Here is a 14,904-nt window from a genome sequence, read left to right on the forward strand (position 1 = left end):
GGCCGTGTCCGTTTAAGTTTTGTCATCAACCTGAAATATTCCCCCTTTAGCCTCAACAGTCATGTCAGGCACTGGAACCCCAACCTTGTTCAACGACCGCCGTATCCGCACCTCGCTGCTCGCCATCCTCGCCGACGCGCTGCTGGTGGTGATCAAAATGGCCACTGCCTGGGCAACCGGAAGCGCCGCGCTGCTGGCGGATGCCTACCATTCCATCACCGACTTCGCGGTTTCCACCATCCTGCTGGTCGGGCTGGTGACGCGCCACCGCCAGGAACGTACCGGCAACCCCGCCGCCATCGCCAGGGCTTACCGTTTTGAAGCCATCCTTGCCATCCTGGTGGCGCTGCTGATCCTGTACGTGCCGGTGGAAATTGTGCGCGAAGTGCAAGGCCGATCCCCCGAAGAACTCAAAAACCTGTGGGTCGGCATCGCCGGGGTGCTGCTTTCCATCGCCATCGCCTGGTTCATGGCGCGGCTGAAAACCTGGGTCGGGCGTGATACTGACTCGCCCGCACTGGAAGCCGACGGCTACCACAGCCAGATGGACGTGTTTTCCTCCATCGCCGTACTGGTATCGCTGGTCGGCATGATGATCGGCATTTACCTGGATGAAATCGTCGCGGTAATCATTGCCGTGATGGTTGGCGTCGCCGGGGTGGAACTGCTGGTCGCCGGGTTCCGCAGCCTGTTGCGCGGCGGCGAACTGCAACAGCTTTCCCTGCTGGAAACCGCCACCCGCTCGCTGGCCGCCAACCGTGTCTACCGCTGGCTGCAAGCCCCTTTCATCGGTTTGTGGCAAACCTACCAGCGCACCAGCAAGGTCTTGCTGCTGGTGCTGGCGCTATGCCTTTACGCCACCAGTGGCCTGAGCATCGTGCCGCACGGGCAGGTCGGCATCAAACAGGTACTCAACCGCTCACAAGGCGCGGAACTGCCGCCCGGCCTGTACTACGCCCTACCCTGGCCTTTCGGCGACATGCAACTGCTGACGGCGGGCTACGTCAATACCCTGACGCTGGGGCGGGTGGAAACGCCTGCCGCCGCCACCCCGCCCGCACCGCAACTGTTGTGGCAACAAGCCTTCCTCAGCGACCCGGAAGACCGTTACGACGCCCTGCTGATGACCACCAGCGACGAAAACCTGGTCAACATCCAGCTCAGCCTGCACTACCAGACCCAGCCCACCCTGCCCTTGCAGGTCAACAGCGCCGACACTGACCGGCTGATTGCGCACGTCGCCGAATCCGCCCTGTGGCAACAGGTCTCGCGCCTCAGTTTCCGGCAACTGCTGGACACGCCCCGCGATGCCTTCGCCGCCAGCATCGCCAGCCAGATCAAGGCCGACATGCAGGCGCTGGGCTTGCCGCTGGTGAGCGTGAATGCGCAAATCCAGTCGCTCCAGCCGCCGCCACGGGTGGTGCAGGTTTACCGCGACGCCTTCGACGCCCGCCAGGAACAGCAACGCCTCGAACTCGAAGCCAGCGGCGAACGCGCCGCCGAACTCAGCAAGGCCAACGCCGCCAAGCTCCAGCGCCTCACCACCGCCGACAGCAACCGCAGCGAACAGCAGCAACGCGCCCTGGGTGACGCGCAACGCTTCCGGGAAATTTCCAGCGTATTCCGCCAATACCCCGAGGTGATCCGTTTTAACCAGTACCTCGATACCGTGACCGACAAGCTGGCAGGCAAGCCGCTGACCATTACCGACCCGGCCATCCACAGTAACGACCTGCGCGTCTGGAAGGGCGCAACCCCGCCGGAAAAAGCCGCCGCCAGCAACCAAAGGAAAATCCAGCCATGAAAACAACCCTGTGGACGCTGGCCGCCCTGATCGTGGCTGGCTACCTGCTGTCCACCTGCCTCGTGCCGGTCAAGGAAAGCGAAACCGTGGTCATCATGCAGTTCGGCAAGCCGGTGCGCACGATCCGCGAAGCCGGGCTGGCGCTCAAACTGCCCGCCCCCATCCAGACCCGCACCGTGCTGGACAAGCGCCTGCAACTGCTGGGGCTGGAACCGGCGGAATTCGTCACCCGCGACCGCCGCAACCTGGTGGTGAGCAGCTTCGCGGTGTGGCGCATCGCCGAACCGGAAACCTTCCTCACAAGCGTGCGCGACTTTGACACCGCCCGCCTGCGCTTACAGGAACTGCTCAACGCCGGGGTAGGCGCTGCCATTGGCAACATCCCGCTCAGCGACATTTTCAGCGTCGACAACCAGCAGCAAGGCTTGCCCGCGCTGTTCACCAGCGTCACCGGCAACAGCAGCGCCACCGCCCTGAAAGAATTCGGCATCGAAATCATCAGCGTGCGCCCCAACCGTTTCGGCTTCCCCAAGCAAAACCTGCAATCCATCTACCAGCGCATGATGTCGGAGCAGGAACGCACCGCCAAGCAGCACCGCGCCGAAGGCCAGGAAGCCGCCGCCAAAATCCGCGCCGAAACCGAACGCGAAGCCCGCGAACTGCTGGCCGAAGCCTACCGCGAAAGCCAGACCACCAAGGGCAAGGGGGAAGCGGAAGCCGCCAAAACCTACGCCGAAGCCTTCCAGGCCGATGCGGATTACTACCGCTTCAGCCGCTCACTGGACGCCTACCAAAAAATCATTGGTGACAACACCACCTTCATCCTGTCATCTGATGCGCCCATTTTTGATTACCTGATGACGCCACCCACCGCCAAACCACCCGCCGCGCCGTTGCCGGAGCCTGCCCCATGAGCCTGAGGGAAGACCTGCAACAGGTCGCCCGCCACAGCCAGCGCTTGTGGCTGGCATTACTGGGGATCGTGCCGCTGCTTTACCTGTTGAGCGGCTTTTACTCAATAGGCGCGGAACAGCGCGGCATCCTCACCCGCTTCGGCAAGCTGGTGGACGACAAGATTGCGCCGGGAATGCATTACCGCCTGCCCTGGCCGATTGAATCCGTGGAAAAATTGCAGGTGACGGCGGTGCGCTCGATGGAGCTGGATTTCGCCCAGGACGCCAACGCCAGCCATGTGCAACTGGAACTGACCACTGGCGATGAAAACCTCATCAACGTGGCGCTGATCCTGCAATACAACATCCAGGAAGCGGGCATTTTCCAGCATCAGGCTGCTGAACCGGAACAACTGCTGCGGCAGATTGCGCAGGCCGAAAGCATCCAGTACGTTGCCAGCCAGAACATCGGCGACCTGCTCACCACCGGGCGCAACCAGTTCCAGTCCGGCCTGCAACAGGCCATCCAGCAACAAACCCGCGCCCTCAACCTCGGCATCAACGTCACTTCGGTGCAAATCCGCCGCCTGGAACCGCCGCAATCCATCAAACAGGTGTTCGATGACGTGGCGGTTGCCCGCGCTGAAAAGCAGGAAAAGATTCAGGTGGAACAGGGCGAACGCAGCTCCACCCTGGCCAAGGCGCGCAGCGACGCCAACCGCCAGCAGCAACAGGCGCAAGCCTATGCCAGCGAATTGCTGGCGCGCGCCAGCGGCGACCGCGACCGCTTGCTGAGTACCTGGGAAGAATACCGCCAGGCCCCCGCCCTGACCGGGCAGCGCATGTATCTGGAAATGCTGGAACAAGTGATGCCGAAAGCCAGGGTGACGCTGGCAACGCCGTCAACGGGCAGGCAAGCGGAAGGAAACGAGTGAGCGGAGAAGTAAAACCCCTGTCTGGGTAATGCGCCGCATCCGAAGACCGCGTGTGCCTGAACAGAGGATTGGAGGGGAACTTACATCTGCGATTGCAGGTAGTTTTGCAGGCCGATCTTGTCAATCAGGCCGAGTTGCTTTTCCAGGTAGTAAGCGTGATCCATTTCGGTATCTTCCAGTTGCACGCGCAGCATTTCGCGGGTGACGTAATCCTGCTCTTCCTCGCAGATTTTCATCGCGTCTTTCAGCGCCCCGGTGACGTGGTATTCCAGCGCCAAGTCGTTCTTGAACATGCTGGGTACGTCGGAACCGACATTCAGCTTGTCCTGATTATCCAGGTCGGGCACGCCTTCGAGGAACAGGATGCGGCGGATAATGGCATCCGCATGGCCGCTTTCTTCCTGGCGTTCATGCTCGTAGTGCTCATACAGCTTGCTCAAACCCCAGTCATCGCACATGCGCGAATGGATGAAGTACTGATCCCGCGCCGCCAGCTCACCGGCCAGCAGGGTTTTCAGCACGTCGATAACACGGTCTTTTCCTTTCATGTTGTTCTCCTTAACTGTCCATCATGGATTGCAGGTAATTTTGCAGACCGGCGTTGTCGATCGCCCACTGCTGGGATTCGAGCCAGTCAATCTGCTCTTCTTCCTCTTCGAGAATTTCCTGCAACAGGTCGCGGGAAACGTAATCCTGCGCCTGTTCGCATTCGCCGATGACCTTGCGCAATTCCGCCGCCACTTCACCGGCCAGGCGCAGGTCGTTGGCGATGATTTCCGGCACGTCTTCGCCGAGGTAGAGCTTGCCGAGGTCTTGCAGGTTGGGCAGGGCTTCAAGGAACAGGATGCGTTCGATCAGTTCATCGGCCTGTTTCATGGCCTTGATGGAACGTTTGTATTCCTTGCCGTTGAGCTTTTCCAGCCCCCAGTTTTTGCACATGCGGGCGTGCAGGAAATACTGGTTGATCGCCGTCAACTGGCTGCGTAGCACCAGATTCAGCGAACGGTTGATGTCGGGGTTTCCTTTCATAGGCGTCTCCTGTTGTTTAGGTTGGTTTTATATTCAATGCCTGTCCATCCTATCCCTTGCCAATCAGCCTGGTCAATTAAGCTCTACTGCCTATCAAGCGATACCCCAAACCCGCCAGCGCCAGAAACCACACAATGCTCGCCCCGGTCGGCAAGTCCAGCCACGCCGATACCATAATTCCCGCTGCATACCCTAGCAGCCCCAGCGCAAAGGCATCACGCAAGGAACCAGCCTGTTCCCGCCACACCGCAAACGCCGGGATCACCAGACTGGCGAACACCAGATACACCCCCACCACCTGCGCCGCAAAGGTAATCACCACCGCAAACAACAGGTAAAATGTCTGCCGTGCGAACAGGCGTGGCAACCATTGCGGTTTCAACCATGCCAGCAGCCAGTAGGCCGCCGCCAGCACCGCCAGCGGAATCAGATCAGGCCAGTTCACCCACAGGATTTGCCCGGCCAGCAGCTCACGCAGGTGTTCGCCACCGTGCGGATTATTCGCCAACAACAACAACCCGCCAGTCGCCGCCAGCACAAACACAATGCCGATCAGGGCTTCCTGTTGTTGTTTGAGGCGCGTTTCCGCCCAGCCCAGCAGCCACGCACCCGCCAGTGCGGCAGACAGGGCGATGAGCTGGGTTTCCCAGCCATGCACTTCCCAACCGAAACTGTGCGCGGCAATCACCCCCAACCCGGCAATCTGTGCAATCGCCAGGTCGATGAAAATGATGCCCCTACACAGGACTTCGCGCCCCAGCGGGATGTGGGTCGCCAATACCAGCACCCCGGCGACAAAGGCCGGGGCGAGGATGCTGAATTGCAACGTCCAGTCCATACGCTTACTTCGCCACGCCAGTCAGGCGCTGGATGATGTCGTCAAACAGCCGGAACAGGTCGCTGGCTTCGGGTGTGCCGTCAACCGTGGAAGGCAGCAGCACTGCCGGAATACCTGCCTTGCCGGATAGCCATTGCGCCGAACGCGGGTTCTGGTAGGCGGAATAAATCACCACGCTGGCCGGGGTGGCTTGCAGTTGCTGCAATACACTGGTCAGGTGCGCGGTAGTAGGCGGAACGCCGGGCTTGGGTTCGAGTGTGGCGATTTCCTGCAAACCCAGCCAGTCTTGCAGGTAAACCCAGCTTTTGTGATGCACCACGATAGCCTTGCCGCGCAAGCCCGCCGCCCTGGCCTGCCAGCCCTGCATGGCCTGTTGCCAGCGGCTGTTGAAACTGGCGTAACCCTGCTGGTAATGGGCGGCGTTGGCGCTATCCACCTGCGCCATGCGTTCCGCCAGCGCCTTGCCGACCTGTGCGATGCGGCGCGGGTCGGTTTGGATGTGCGGATTGCCATCAGCGTGGACATCCCCCATGCTGCGGTCAACTTTTTCCGGAATATCCAGCAGTTGTACGTATTGCGTTGCCATGAAATTCCCCGGTTGGCTTTCCTGAATGGCAGCATTACCGGATTTGCTCAGCAGTAACGGCAGCCAGCCGATTTCCAGTTCCGCGCCGGTGCAAACCAGCAAATCCGCCTGCCGCGCCTTGGCAATCAGGCTGGGGCGGGCTTCGATATGATGTGGGTCTTGCAAGCCGGTGGTGGCGTTGTAGACCGTGACCTGGTTGCCGCCGATTTCCTGCGCCAGTGCGCCCCATTCCGGTTCGCAGGCGAAGATATTGAGGTCGGCATGGGCGAGTGTGCTGCCGCATAGCAGGGCAAAGATGAGAAAAATGCGTTTCATGGAATCTCCTTAAAAACCGTGTGCGCCGTGCGAGCCAAAGCTGTGGGTGTATTGCAGGATCACCTGCCTGTCAGTTTCCGGCGTGCTTTTGTCTTCGTTGAATTGCAAGCGCAGGCGGCTGTATTCGCGCGGGGTGTAATCGAGCATCAGGCTGTTGCGCTTAGGGGTGTGGCCTTCAGAATGCAAACCTGCCTCTTCCAGCACATCGTCATCATCACCGCTATTGTCAATGTTCAGGCGATCATGGCGCACGCCAACCCGCCAGTGCGGGCGGAACTGGTAAACTGCCTGGGTATACCATCCGCTTTGCTTGCCATCGTAGCCGGTCGTTTCTGCCACCGTTCCATCCGCCTCCACCATATCGACCGTGCCGGACTCATTGCGGCGGAAATACTCGGCTTGCAGTTTCAGGTTGCGTTCCCTGGCATTGCCGTTGGGTGCCCATTTGTAGGTGGCGTTGATGGTATTGATTTTGCTGTCGCCGGAAAAACGCGGGGTTTCCGCAGGCGCGCCGCCGCCATGATCATGGGCTTCGCTGCTACGGTCGCGGATGTTGTTTGCCTGCCAATGGCCGATCCCCGCCTGCCAACTGTGGTCAGTACCAATATCGCCGCCGGTTTTGGCATACAGTGTTGCTGCGCTGAGAGTATCGTCGGTTTTGCCGGACGGGAATTTTTCACCCGCAAACAGTTCCGTACCCACCTGCACGAACTGGTCGGTAGGCGCGACGTAACTGAATTGCACCCCGTCATCATTGGCGTGCCCGCCGAACATGCCCTGGTAGACCAACGGGGTATCGGCAAAATCCCATTCGTGGGTATGCTTGCTGCTCAGATAACCAACATCGGAGTAAAAGCGCCCTGCTTTGAGGGTTACACCATTACCCAGCCCCTGGGTTTCGACGTAAGCTTCCTCCAGTTCAGCTTCGAGGCCATCACCCTCCTCCTCGGCAGCTTGCGTTACAGCCGTTGTCACCCTTGCCTTGAGCTTGTCACTCAGGTTGCCACTGACAACCAGCTCACTATGGCCGGGGTGCAAACCTTCCCGGATACCGTGCGCATGTCCCCCGGAGGGCATTCCTTCCACAGCCTGTTCGCCGTCACTGCTACGGTCGAAATAAAGACCTTCGACGATCAGGCTGCCTTCCCAGTTGGAAGCAGGCTTGAGGGCTGCCTTGATGGCGGCGCCGCTGGTGGTCTCGGCGAAAGCGGCAGGTGCTGCCAATGCAGCGGCAATAGCGATAGCCACAGTAGTCTGTGTCAGTTGCATGTATTCACCCCGTTGGTGTTTGAGCGTTTATAATGGGGCAAATGGTATGTGCATTACCCGATAAAATGCAATACAGTTGCAAAACATTGACGCAAACGAGTAGCAGACATGACCCAGGCTAGCCCCCTTCCCGGCAATGAATCCACCGCCCGCAGCCTGCTCCTGCAAGCCCACGGCAGGGCAACGCCTGCGCGGGTCGGAGTATTGGGCATCCTGCTCCAGGCCAATGCCGCCCTGAGCCATCAGGAAATTGAGCAAACTGCGCTCCAGCAGGGTCTGTCCGTTGACCGGGTGACCCTGTACCGGGCGCTGGACTGGCTGGTGGAACAAGGGTTGGCACACAAGATCGCAGGCGCAGACCGCACCTGGCGTTACAATGCGCAAGCAGGAACACCCCACCAGCACGCCCATTTCCACTGCAAGCAATGCGAACAGGTGTTCTGCCTGGAAAACCTGCAACCTACCTTGCTGTTTGCCCTACCAGAGGGCTACCGGATCGACGAAGTGGAACTGAACCTGCAAGGGCGCTGCCCGGATTGCGCGGGCAAAACTAACCGTGCCGGTTAACGCTTTTTCAGTGGTTATTCCGGGTCAAGAGGAACAACTATAGTGCGACACGCCACCAGCGTTAAAAAACGCACTGGGTCTTAGGCGGTAGTACTTGTCTTCCACGGCTTGTGCTTGCTCATCATAGGGGTGGCCCAGTACGGCTTGCAGCTCTTTGACCAACGTGTAGTCACCCTGCATGGCTTGTTGATAGGCAGGGACAATCAACCACTCCCGCCATGTGTATTTAGGGTTGGCCTGTTTCATTTTTGCGGATACTTCAGCCCAATCACCACCGTTGGCGGCGAGGTCACGCCAGCTTTTTAGCCAAGATTGCCATTGCTCATCGAGTTGCGGTGAAGTCTTGACATAGAAACTCTTTTTCAACGCTGAAACAGCGTCCGGGATATGGGATAACTCGCGGAAGAAAAGGGTGTAATCCACCGCTGAGTCACTCATTAACTGCATCAACTGCTTGAACAGTGTTGGTTGGAATTCAGTCAAGCCCAGTTTGGCTGCCCACATCTGCTCAAGCTGTTGTTGCATGGCCTCTGCAAAGCCACTGCGTATCTTGTCGAATTGTTCCAGGGCTTCAGCATGATCCGCCAGCAGCGGCCTCACCGCTTTCCAGAACATGTGATAATTAGCCTCTGCTGCGTTGGGCTGATTGAAGAATGAAAAGTGCTGCCCGCCGCCCGTCCATGGCTGAAACTCAGGGTCAAAAACTTCACAAAATCCAAAGGGGCCATAGTCGAGGGTAAAGCCGCCAGCGGCGCAATTGTCGCTGTTAAAATTACCCTGACAGTAACCAACCCGCAGCCAGTTGGCCACCAGTGCGGTGAGGCGCTGACGAAATAATCCAGCCAACTCAACCAACTGATCGGCAAAAGCAAGGTTCTGATGAATGTCACTTTTGTATTCCCGCTCAATCAGATGCGACACGATCATGCGCAATTCTTCCAATGCTGTTGTGTGCGCATGGCTGCGGGCGCGACGGGCAAATAACTCTAGCTGACCAACACGCAAAAAAGAGGGTGCAACCCGCGTTGTGATAGCCGCAGGATTATCCACCATAATATCGGGGTCAGTGTAGTGGGAATTCTGAGAATACCAAGGCCGGGTAACGGTCTCGGATTTGGAAACATACAGCGTCAACGAGCGCGATGTCGGCACACCCAAAGCGTGCATATAATCTTGCGCCAGGAACTCCCGCACACTGGAACGCAGCACGGCACGCCCGTCGCCACCACGGCAATAAGGGGTTCGGCCACCGCCTTTCAATTGCATTTCCCAGCGCTGACCATCGATGACACCTTCAAACACGGATATTGCCCGACCATCACCATAACCATTCCCCGTACCGAATGGGCATTGCTGGGTATATTCGGTGCCATAAATTGATAGCGCGTAGCCCGTCGCCCAGCCCACCTGACGCATTGGCTCCTGCGCCGCTGCGAGATCACCCGAAAACACCCGGCGAAATTGTTCATCGAGTGCCAGTTCATCGCTCAAGCCGAGTTCCTTGAACAAAGCGCTGCTGTGGGTGACGTATTCCGGGTCTGGGAGCGGTGTGGGTGTCACAGGGACGAAATGACCGGAAAAAACCTGACGGGCACGGTGATCATTGCCATCGCTGGTAGCATCAGGGTCGGCATTCAAGGTATCCATCAGGGAATAATCCGCCCGTTGCACAAACGCATCGAACGTCGTTATGCCGGGTTCGGCAGATGGCTTGGATGAATATGGCATGGTTATTAGCACCGGTAGATTGTTGGGGGAAGGCTCACCCCATACTAACCGAAGCTACCCAAATGGCATGAGAAAGCACACTTCTGTCGGGCCAACTGATACCCCACGTTACTGGCTTACCTCACGGTCAAGATTGCCTGAAGAACAGGTGAAACACCCGCAGGCTAAACGGCGCTGGGAACATGCTTTCCCAGCGCCGCAAACAGCCCCTCCATCCATGCCAGGGCGCGGTCTTCCTTACGCACAACCAGCCACAGTTGCTTGACCAGCGCCTCGCCAGCGAGCTTGAGGAGGGTAACTTCGCCCCGGCAGGCACTGCGCTCCGCCAGCCACTCCGGTATCACCGCCACCCCGCGCCCGCTTGCCACCATCCCCAACATCAGTTCCGTATCCCCAACGGCCTTGTGATGGCGCGGTTCCAGTCCGGCAGGCTGCAAGATTTGGGTGAACACGTCCAGACGGCTGCGCTCCACCGGGTAGGTCAGCAGGGTTTCTTGCGCCAGATCGAGGGCAGTGAAGCTTGGCCGCGCCGCCAGCCGATGCTGTTTGCCGACCGCCAGGCACAGCGGGTAGCTGAACAGTGGCTCGTGATGCAAATCGCCGTGCGGCATCCGGTCAGGGGTCAGGCTGGCGTCAATCTGGTAGTCCAGCAAGGCGGGCAGCGCTGAAAAGCGGTACTGGCTGACCACATCCACATCAATATCCGGCCACTCGCGCATGAAGGCGCCCAATGCCGGGTTCAGCCATTGCGCGCACGGCAGGCATTCCACCGCGATGTGCAAACGCCCGCCGCGCCCGTCCGCCATCAACTGGAGGCGGCTGCGGGTGACTTCGATTTCCGGCAACACCCGCTGCGCCAGCCGCAACAGCTCCTGCCCCGCCGGGGTAAGGCTGAGGCGTTGCCCCTGTTTGCCCCAGAACGCAATCCCAACCTCGTGTTCCAGGGACTTCATGCGGTGTGACAGCGCGGATTGGGTCAGGCACAGGGCTTCTGCGGCAGCACCGAGCGTCTGGTACTGGTGCAGGGCGTGGATAATGCGCAGGTGGGCGATGTCCATCCTATTGGCACTTGCCTTCCAGTTCAGCCAGAAACCTGTCAGCCCATGGTGAACCTTGTCTGACAACCGCCGGGTTTGTTTTTTCCAGCAAGGCAAAGGAATCACGCCCTTTGTTGTAACCTTTTTTGGCGGTGTTGATAGCTGCCCGGTTGAGGGAATCTTCCAGTTCCTGCTTGGGGATGGCTTCCACTCTACGGCTGATGGCGGGCAAGGCTTTTTTGTTGAAATTTTTGCCGAAATAGCTTTGCAGGGCTTCCCGATCGGCAACCAGCCAGGGGTTTAACGCTTCCGCATCAAGGCGCTTTAGTGTTGTGCCCAACTTATCATCCTGTTCACACACCAGGATGGATTCGGGCTGGTCTGTCATTGCATCCACCAAACCGTCAGAATGGGTGGTGACAATCAACTGGCAACGGGTAGCGGCATCTTTCAACAATGCCACAATGGTTGGCATCAAGTCAGGGTGTAAACCTAATTCCGGCTCTTCGATGCAAACGACAGGTGGTGGATTTGGGTGCAGCAGAATGACCAACAGGCATAAATAGCGCAAAGTTCCATCAGACAAGCGGGTGGCAGGAATTTTTTTATTCCCTTCATGCAAAAATATTTGGGTAGTACCGCCTTCCGTCAAGACATGATAGCCCTCAATACCCGCATAGAGCGCCTGCAACGCCTCCGTGAGCTTGCGCCGGATAGCGGGTTCCCCATCAAGACGATTAAGGATAAGCCCCAGGTTGCCGCCATCCACTTCCAGCAGGTTATTGGGCAAATCGGCGCGTTGCGGCAAGCGCAGCGGGCTACCCCGGCCAAAACTCCATTCGCGGTAGAGCCGCATTTTCTCAAAGGCTTTGCCCACATAGGTAATTTCCGGGTACTGTTCGGCATCGCGGATTTCCCTTAAGACGGATGACTCAATATTGATTTCTTCCATTCTCAGATGGCGTAAAAACGGTTTATGACCATTCCTTCCCGCTCTCTGTGTTGCTCTGGACTGTGATTCCTTGACGTTCAGGACAGGCTTGCCGTGGTTGAATTTGTAGTAGAAATAAGGCTCTTTGCTCTTTCCATGCACACTCTCATGTTCAATGGTTTCATCGACCAACTCAAAGCGATACCCGGCGGCAGTAAAGCTAAAGCGGTAACGCAAGGGTTGGGGGACATTGGTTGGCGCTTCGATCACTGCGTCAATGGAGGCGACGGGTGTCTGTGTATTACCCCCCTTCCACAGCCAATCCCTGACGCCGCCACCTTCGCGGATGGGTTTGTATAACTCATTGGGCGCACTGCGGAGCAGGTCAATGGCTTCAAGAAAGTTGGACTTGCCTGAACCATTTGGGCCGATGATGATATTCAGGCTTTGTAGCGGGATCGCAGGTGAATCTTCACCAAAGCTCAAAAAATTGCTTAGCTTGAGGCTCTTGATAAAGCAGGGGGAAGACACAGTGCAGACTCCTTTCCTATCAGGGTAAGCCCACACTATACCATGAATAATACTCATCAAATAGTGAATAAATATCGTTTTTAGTCATAGATAATCATCTGCACAATCCACCTTTCTGTCATTAAGGAAAGGACTTTGTATGCGACTCCACAACCTCGGCTTCCCGCGCATGGGCGCGAACCGTGAACTGAAATTTGCGCTGGAAAGCTACTGGAAAGGCGACAGCGACGCCGACAAGCTGCTGTCCACCGCCCAAGGCTTGCGCCAACGCCACTGGAACATCCAGCAACAAGCCGGGCTGGACCTGGCGACAGTGGGCGATTTCGCCCTCTACGACCATGTATTGAACACCAGCCTGATGCTGGGCAACCTCCCGCCACGTTTCCAGCAGGGGCAAGGCATCAGTGAACTTGACCAGTATTTCCGCATGGCGCGCGGACGCGCTCCCACGGGTGAACCTACCTTTGCTTGCGAAATGACCAAATGGTTCGACACCAATTACCACTACATCGTCCCGGAACTGGCGGCTGATACGGATTTCCATCTGGCTTCCACCCTGTTGCTGGATCAGGTGAAAGAAGCCCAAGCCGCCGGGTTCACCCCCAAACCCGTCTTGCTGGGGCCGTTGTCGTATTTGTGGCTGGGCAAGGTCAAGGGGCAGGAATTCGACAAGCTGGAACTGCTGCCGCTCCTGCTGCCGGTATATGCCGAAGTGCTGCAACACCTCGCCGCCCTGGGCGTGGAATGGGTGCAAATCGACGAACCCATCCTGGTGCTGGATTTGCCGCTGGCATGGCAGAACGCCTTTGAAGCCGCTTACAACCACCTCCAGGCGCGTAACCTGAAGGTACTGCTGGCGACCTACTTCGGCGAGTTGCGCGACAACCTGCGGCTGGCCTGCAACCTGCCGGTGGCGGGGCTGCATGTGGACGCAGTGCGCGGGCGCGAGGAAGTCACGCGGGTGCTGGATAACCTGTCCACCTACAAGGTGCTGTCACTGGGCGTCGTCGATGGCCGCAATATCTGGAAAACCGACCTGCACGCGCTGCTGGCATGGCTGGAACCGATCCACCAGCGGCTGGGGGAACGCCTGTGGCTGGCCCCGTCCTGTTCCCTGCTGCATGTGCCGCTGGATCTGCAAGCGGAAACCGGGCTGGATGCGGAACTGCACAGCTGGCTGGCGTTCGCCGTGCAAAAGCTGGACGAGCTGCGCATCCTCGCCCAGGCCCTGACCCAGGGTTACGGCAGCGTGCGTGCCGTGCTGGAAGCCAACCAGCAAGCCTTGCACACCCGCAAGGTATCGGAACGGGTGCACAACCCGGCAGTGGCGCGGCGCATGGCAAGCATCAGCCCTGCCTTGCTGCAACGCACCTCCGCCTACCCGGAACGCGCCAAGGCGCAACAGCAGCGCTTTGACCTGCCGCTGTACCCCACCACCACCATCGGTTCCTTCCCGCAAACGCCGGACATCCGCAAGGCGCGGCGCGACTTCAAGGCGGGTGAACTGGATGCCGTCGGCTACCACGCGGCAATGCAGGCCGAAATCCGCCACGCCGTCGAAGTACAGGAACAACTGGGGCTGGATGTGCCGGTGCATGGCGAAGCCGAGCGCAACGACATGGTGGAATACTTCGGCGAACAGCTGGACGGTTACGCCTTCACCCGTCTGGGCTGGGTGCAATCCTACGGCAGCCGCTGCGTGAAACCACCGATCATTTACGGTGACGTATCACGCCCGGTGGCCATGACGGTGGAGTGGTCGGCCTATGCCCAATCCCTGACCGCCAAGCCCATGAAAGGGATGCTGACCGGCCCGGTGACGATGCTGCAATGGTCATTCGTGCGCGACGACCAGCCGCGCCGGGACACCGCGTTCCAGATTGCGCTGGCCTTGCGGGATGAAATCCTTGACCTGGAGGCCGCAGGCATTGGCATTATCCAAGTGGATGAACCCGCCTTCCGCGAAGGCTTGCCCCTGCGCAAGGATGGCTGGAAGCCGTACCTGCAATGGGCAGTAGAGGCTTTCCGGCTGAGTGCCGCAGGAGTGCGGGATGATACCCAAATCCACACCCATATGTGCTATTCGGAATTCAACGACATCATGCCGGACATTGCGGCGATGGATGCGGATGTGATCACCATCGAAACCTCACGTTCCGATATGGAACTGCTGGAGGCGTTCAGCGAGTTTGCCTACCCCAATGAAATCGGCCCCGGTGTGTATGACATCCACAGCCCCAACATCCCGGCAGTGGACAGCATGGTGCGGATGATGCAGAAAGCCAGCCGCGACATCCCGCCGCAGCGCCTGTGGGTGAACCCGGATTGCGGGTTGAAGACGCGCCAGTGGGCGGAGGTGATCCCGGCACTGGCGAACATGGTGGAAGTGGCCAGGGTGCTGCGCGGAACCGCTTGACAAAAAAGCTAACCAGCAGGAGGAG

At 58.7% G+C, this 14,904-nt stretch carries 13 protein-coding genes; 5 read left to right on the plus strand and 8 right to left on the minus strand.

What is annotated here, in order from left to right; genetic code table 11:
• The first annotated feature begins 61 nt into the window (after window positions 1–61).
• From THINI_RS04865 to hflK, 3 genes are read left to right on the plus strand one after another with little or no spacing between them, the layout of a single operon-like run.
• The gene (locus THINI_RS04865) at window positions 62–1,804 is read left to right on the plus strand and encodes a protease modulator HflK family protein (protein WP_002707538.1); all 1,743 of its coding nucleotides are present in this window, start codon (window positions 62–64) and stop codon (window positions 1,802–1,804) included.
• The gene (hflC, locus tag THINI_RS04870; RefSeq protein ID WP_002707539.1) at window positions 1,801–2,718 is read left to right on the plus strand and encodes a protease modulator HflC; all 918 of its coding nucleotides are present in this window, start codon (window positions 1,801–1,803) and stop codon (window positions 2,716–2,718) included. Before THINI_RS04865 ends, hflC begins: the two co-directional genes overlap by 4 nt.
• Window positions 2,715–3,632, plus strand: a complete 918-nt coding sequence (hflK, locus tag THINI_RS04875; protein ID WP_002707540.1) for an FtsH protease activity modulator HflK — start codon at window positions 2,715–2,717, stop codon at window positions 3,630–3,632. The genes hflC and hflK overlap by 4 nt, the downstream gene beginning before the upstream one ends.
• Before the next feature lie 80 nt (window positions 3,633–3,712).
• Here hflK and bfr (THINI_RS04880) read toward each other — a convergent pair whose 3' ends face one another.
• The 5 genes from bfr (THINI_RS04880) to THINI_RS04900 form a co-directional block, all read right to left on the minus strand.
• A complete protein-coding gene (gene bfr / locus THINI_RS04880) occupies window positions 3,713–4,180 on the minus strand; it encodes a bacterioferritin (RefSeq protein WP_002707541.1) in 468 nt (155 codons plus the stop codon).
• Between the two features lie 10 nt (window positions 4,181–4,190).
• Window positions 4,191–4,661 (minus strand): bacterioferritin, encoded by a 471-nt coding sequence (bfr, locus tag THINI_RS04885; RefSeq protein ID WP_002707542.1) that lies wholly within the window; start codon window positions 4,659–4,661, stop codon window positions 4,191–4,193.
• A 76-nt stretch (window positions 4,662–4,737) separates the two neighbouring features.
• Window positions 4,738–5,499: a metal ABC transporter permease gene (locus tag THINI_RS04890; RefSeq protein ID WP_002707543.1), complete on the minus strand. Its 762-nt coding sequence runs from the start codon at window positions 5,497–5,499 to the stop codon at window positions 4,738–4,740.
• Window positions 5,500–5,503: 4 nt separating this feature from the next.
• Window positions 5,504–6,400 carry a metal ABC transporter substrate-binding protein gene (locus THINI_RS04895; protein WP_002707544.1) on the minus strand — a complete coding sequence of 299 codons (897 nt, stop codon included), beginning with the start codon at window positions 6,398–6,400 and terminating at the stop codon, window positions 5,504–5,506.
• A gap of 9 nt (window positions 6,401–6,409) precedes the next feature.
• Window positions 6,410–7,669 carry a porin family protein gene (locus THINI_RS04900; RefSeq protein ID WP_002707545.1) on the minus strand — a complete coding sequence of 420 codons (1,260 nt, stop codon included), beginning with the start codon at window positions 7,667–7,669 and terminating at the stop codon, window positions 6,410–6,412.
• 108 nt (window positions 7,670–7,777) lie between these two features.
• On the opposite strand from THINI_RS04900, the gene THINI_RS04905 reads away from it, so the two are divergent.
• Window positions 7,778–8,236 carry a Fur family transcriptional regulator gene (locus THINI_RS04905; RefSeq protein ID WP_002707546.1) on the plus strand — a complete coding sequence of 153 codons (459 nt, stop codon included), beginning with the start codon at window positions 7,778–7,780 and terminating at the stop codon, window positions 8,234–8,236.
• Window positions 8,237–8,260: 24 nt separating this feature from the next.
• Here THINI_RS04905 and THINI_RS04910 read toward each other — a convergent pair whose 3' ends face one another.
• The 3 genes from THINI_RS04910 to THINI_RS04920 form a co-directional block, all read right to left on the minus strand.
• Window positions 8,261–9,883, minus strand: a complete 1,623-nt coding sequence (locus tag THINI_RS04910; protein ID WP_245536577.1) for a protein adenylyltransferase SelO — start codon at window positions 9,881–9,883, stop codon at window positions 8,261–8,263.
• Window positions 9,884–10,128: 245 nt separating this feature from the next.
• Window positions 10,129–11,022: a LysR family transcriptional regulator gene (locus THINI_RS04915; protein WP_002707548.1), complete on the minus strand. Its 894-nt coding sequence runs from the start codon at window positions 11,020–11,022 to the stop codon at window positions 10,129–10,131.
• A gap of 1 nt (window position 11,023) precedes the next feature.
• Window positions 11,024–12,463 (minus strand): DUF4276 family protein, encoded by a 1,440-nt coding sequence (locus THINI_RS04920; protein WP_002707549.1) that lies wholly within the window; start codon window positions 12,461–12,463, stop codon window positions 11,024–11,026.
• A 139-nt stretch (window positions 12,464–12,602) separates the two neighbouring features.
• Here THINI_RS04920 and metE point away from each other — a divergent pair, with 139 nt between their 5' ends.
• Window positions 12,603–14,879, plus strand: a complete 2,277-nt coding sequence (gene metE, locus THINI_RS04925; protein WP_002707550.1) for a 5-methyltetrahydropteroyltriglutamate--homocysteine S-methyltransferase — start codon at window positions 12,603–12,605, stop codon at window positions 14,877–14,879.
• Window positions 14,880–14,904: the final 25 nt, after the last annotated feature.

Source organism: Thiothrix nivea DSM 5205 (assembly GCF_000260135.1).
In the GTDB taxonomy this organism is placed as follows: domain Bacteria; phylum Pseudomonadota; class Gammaproteobacteria; order Thiotrichales; family Thiotrichaceae; genus Thiothrix; species Thiothrix nivea.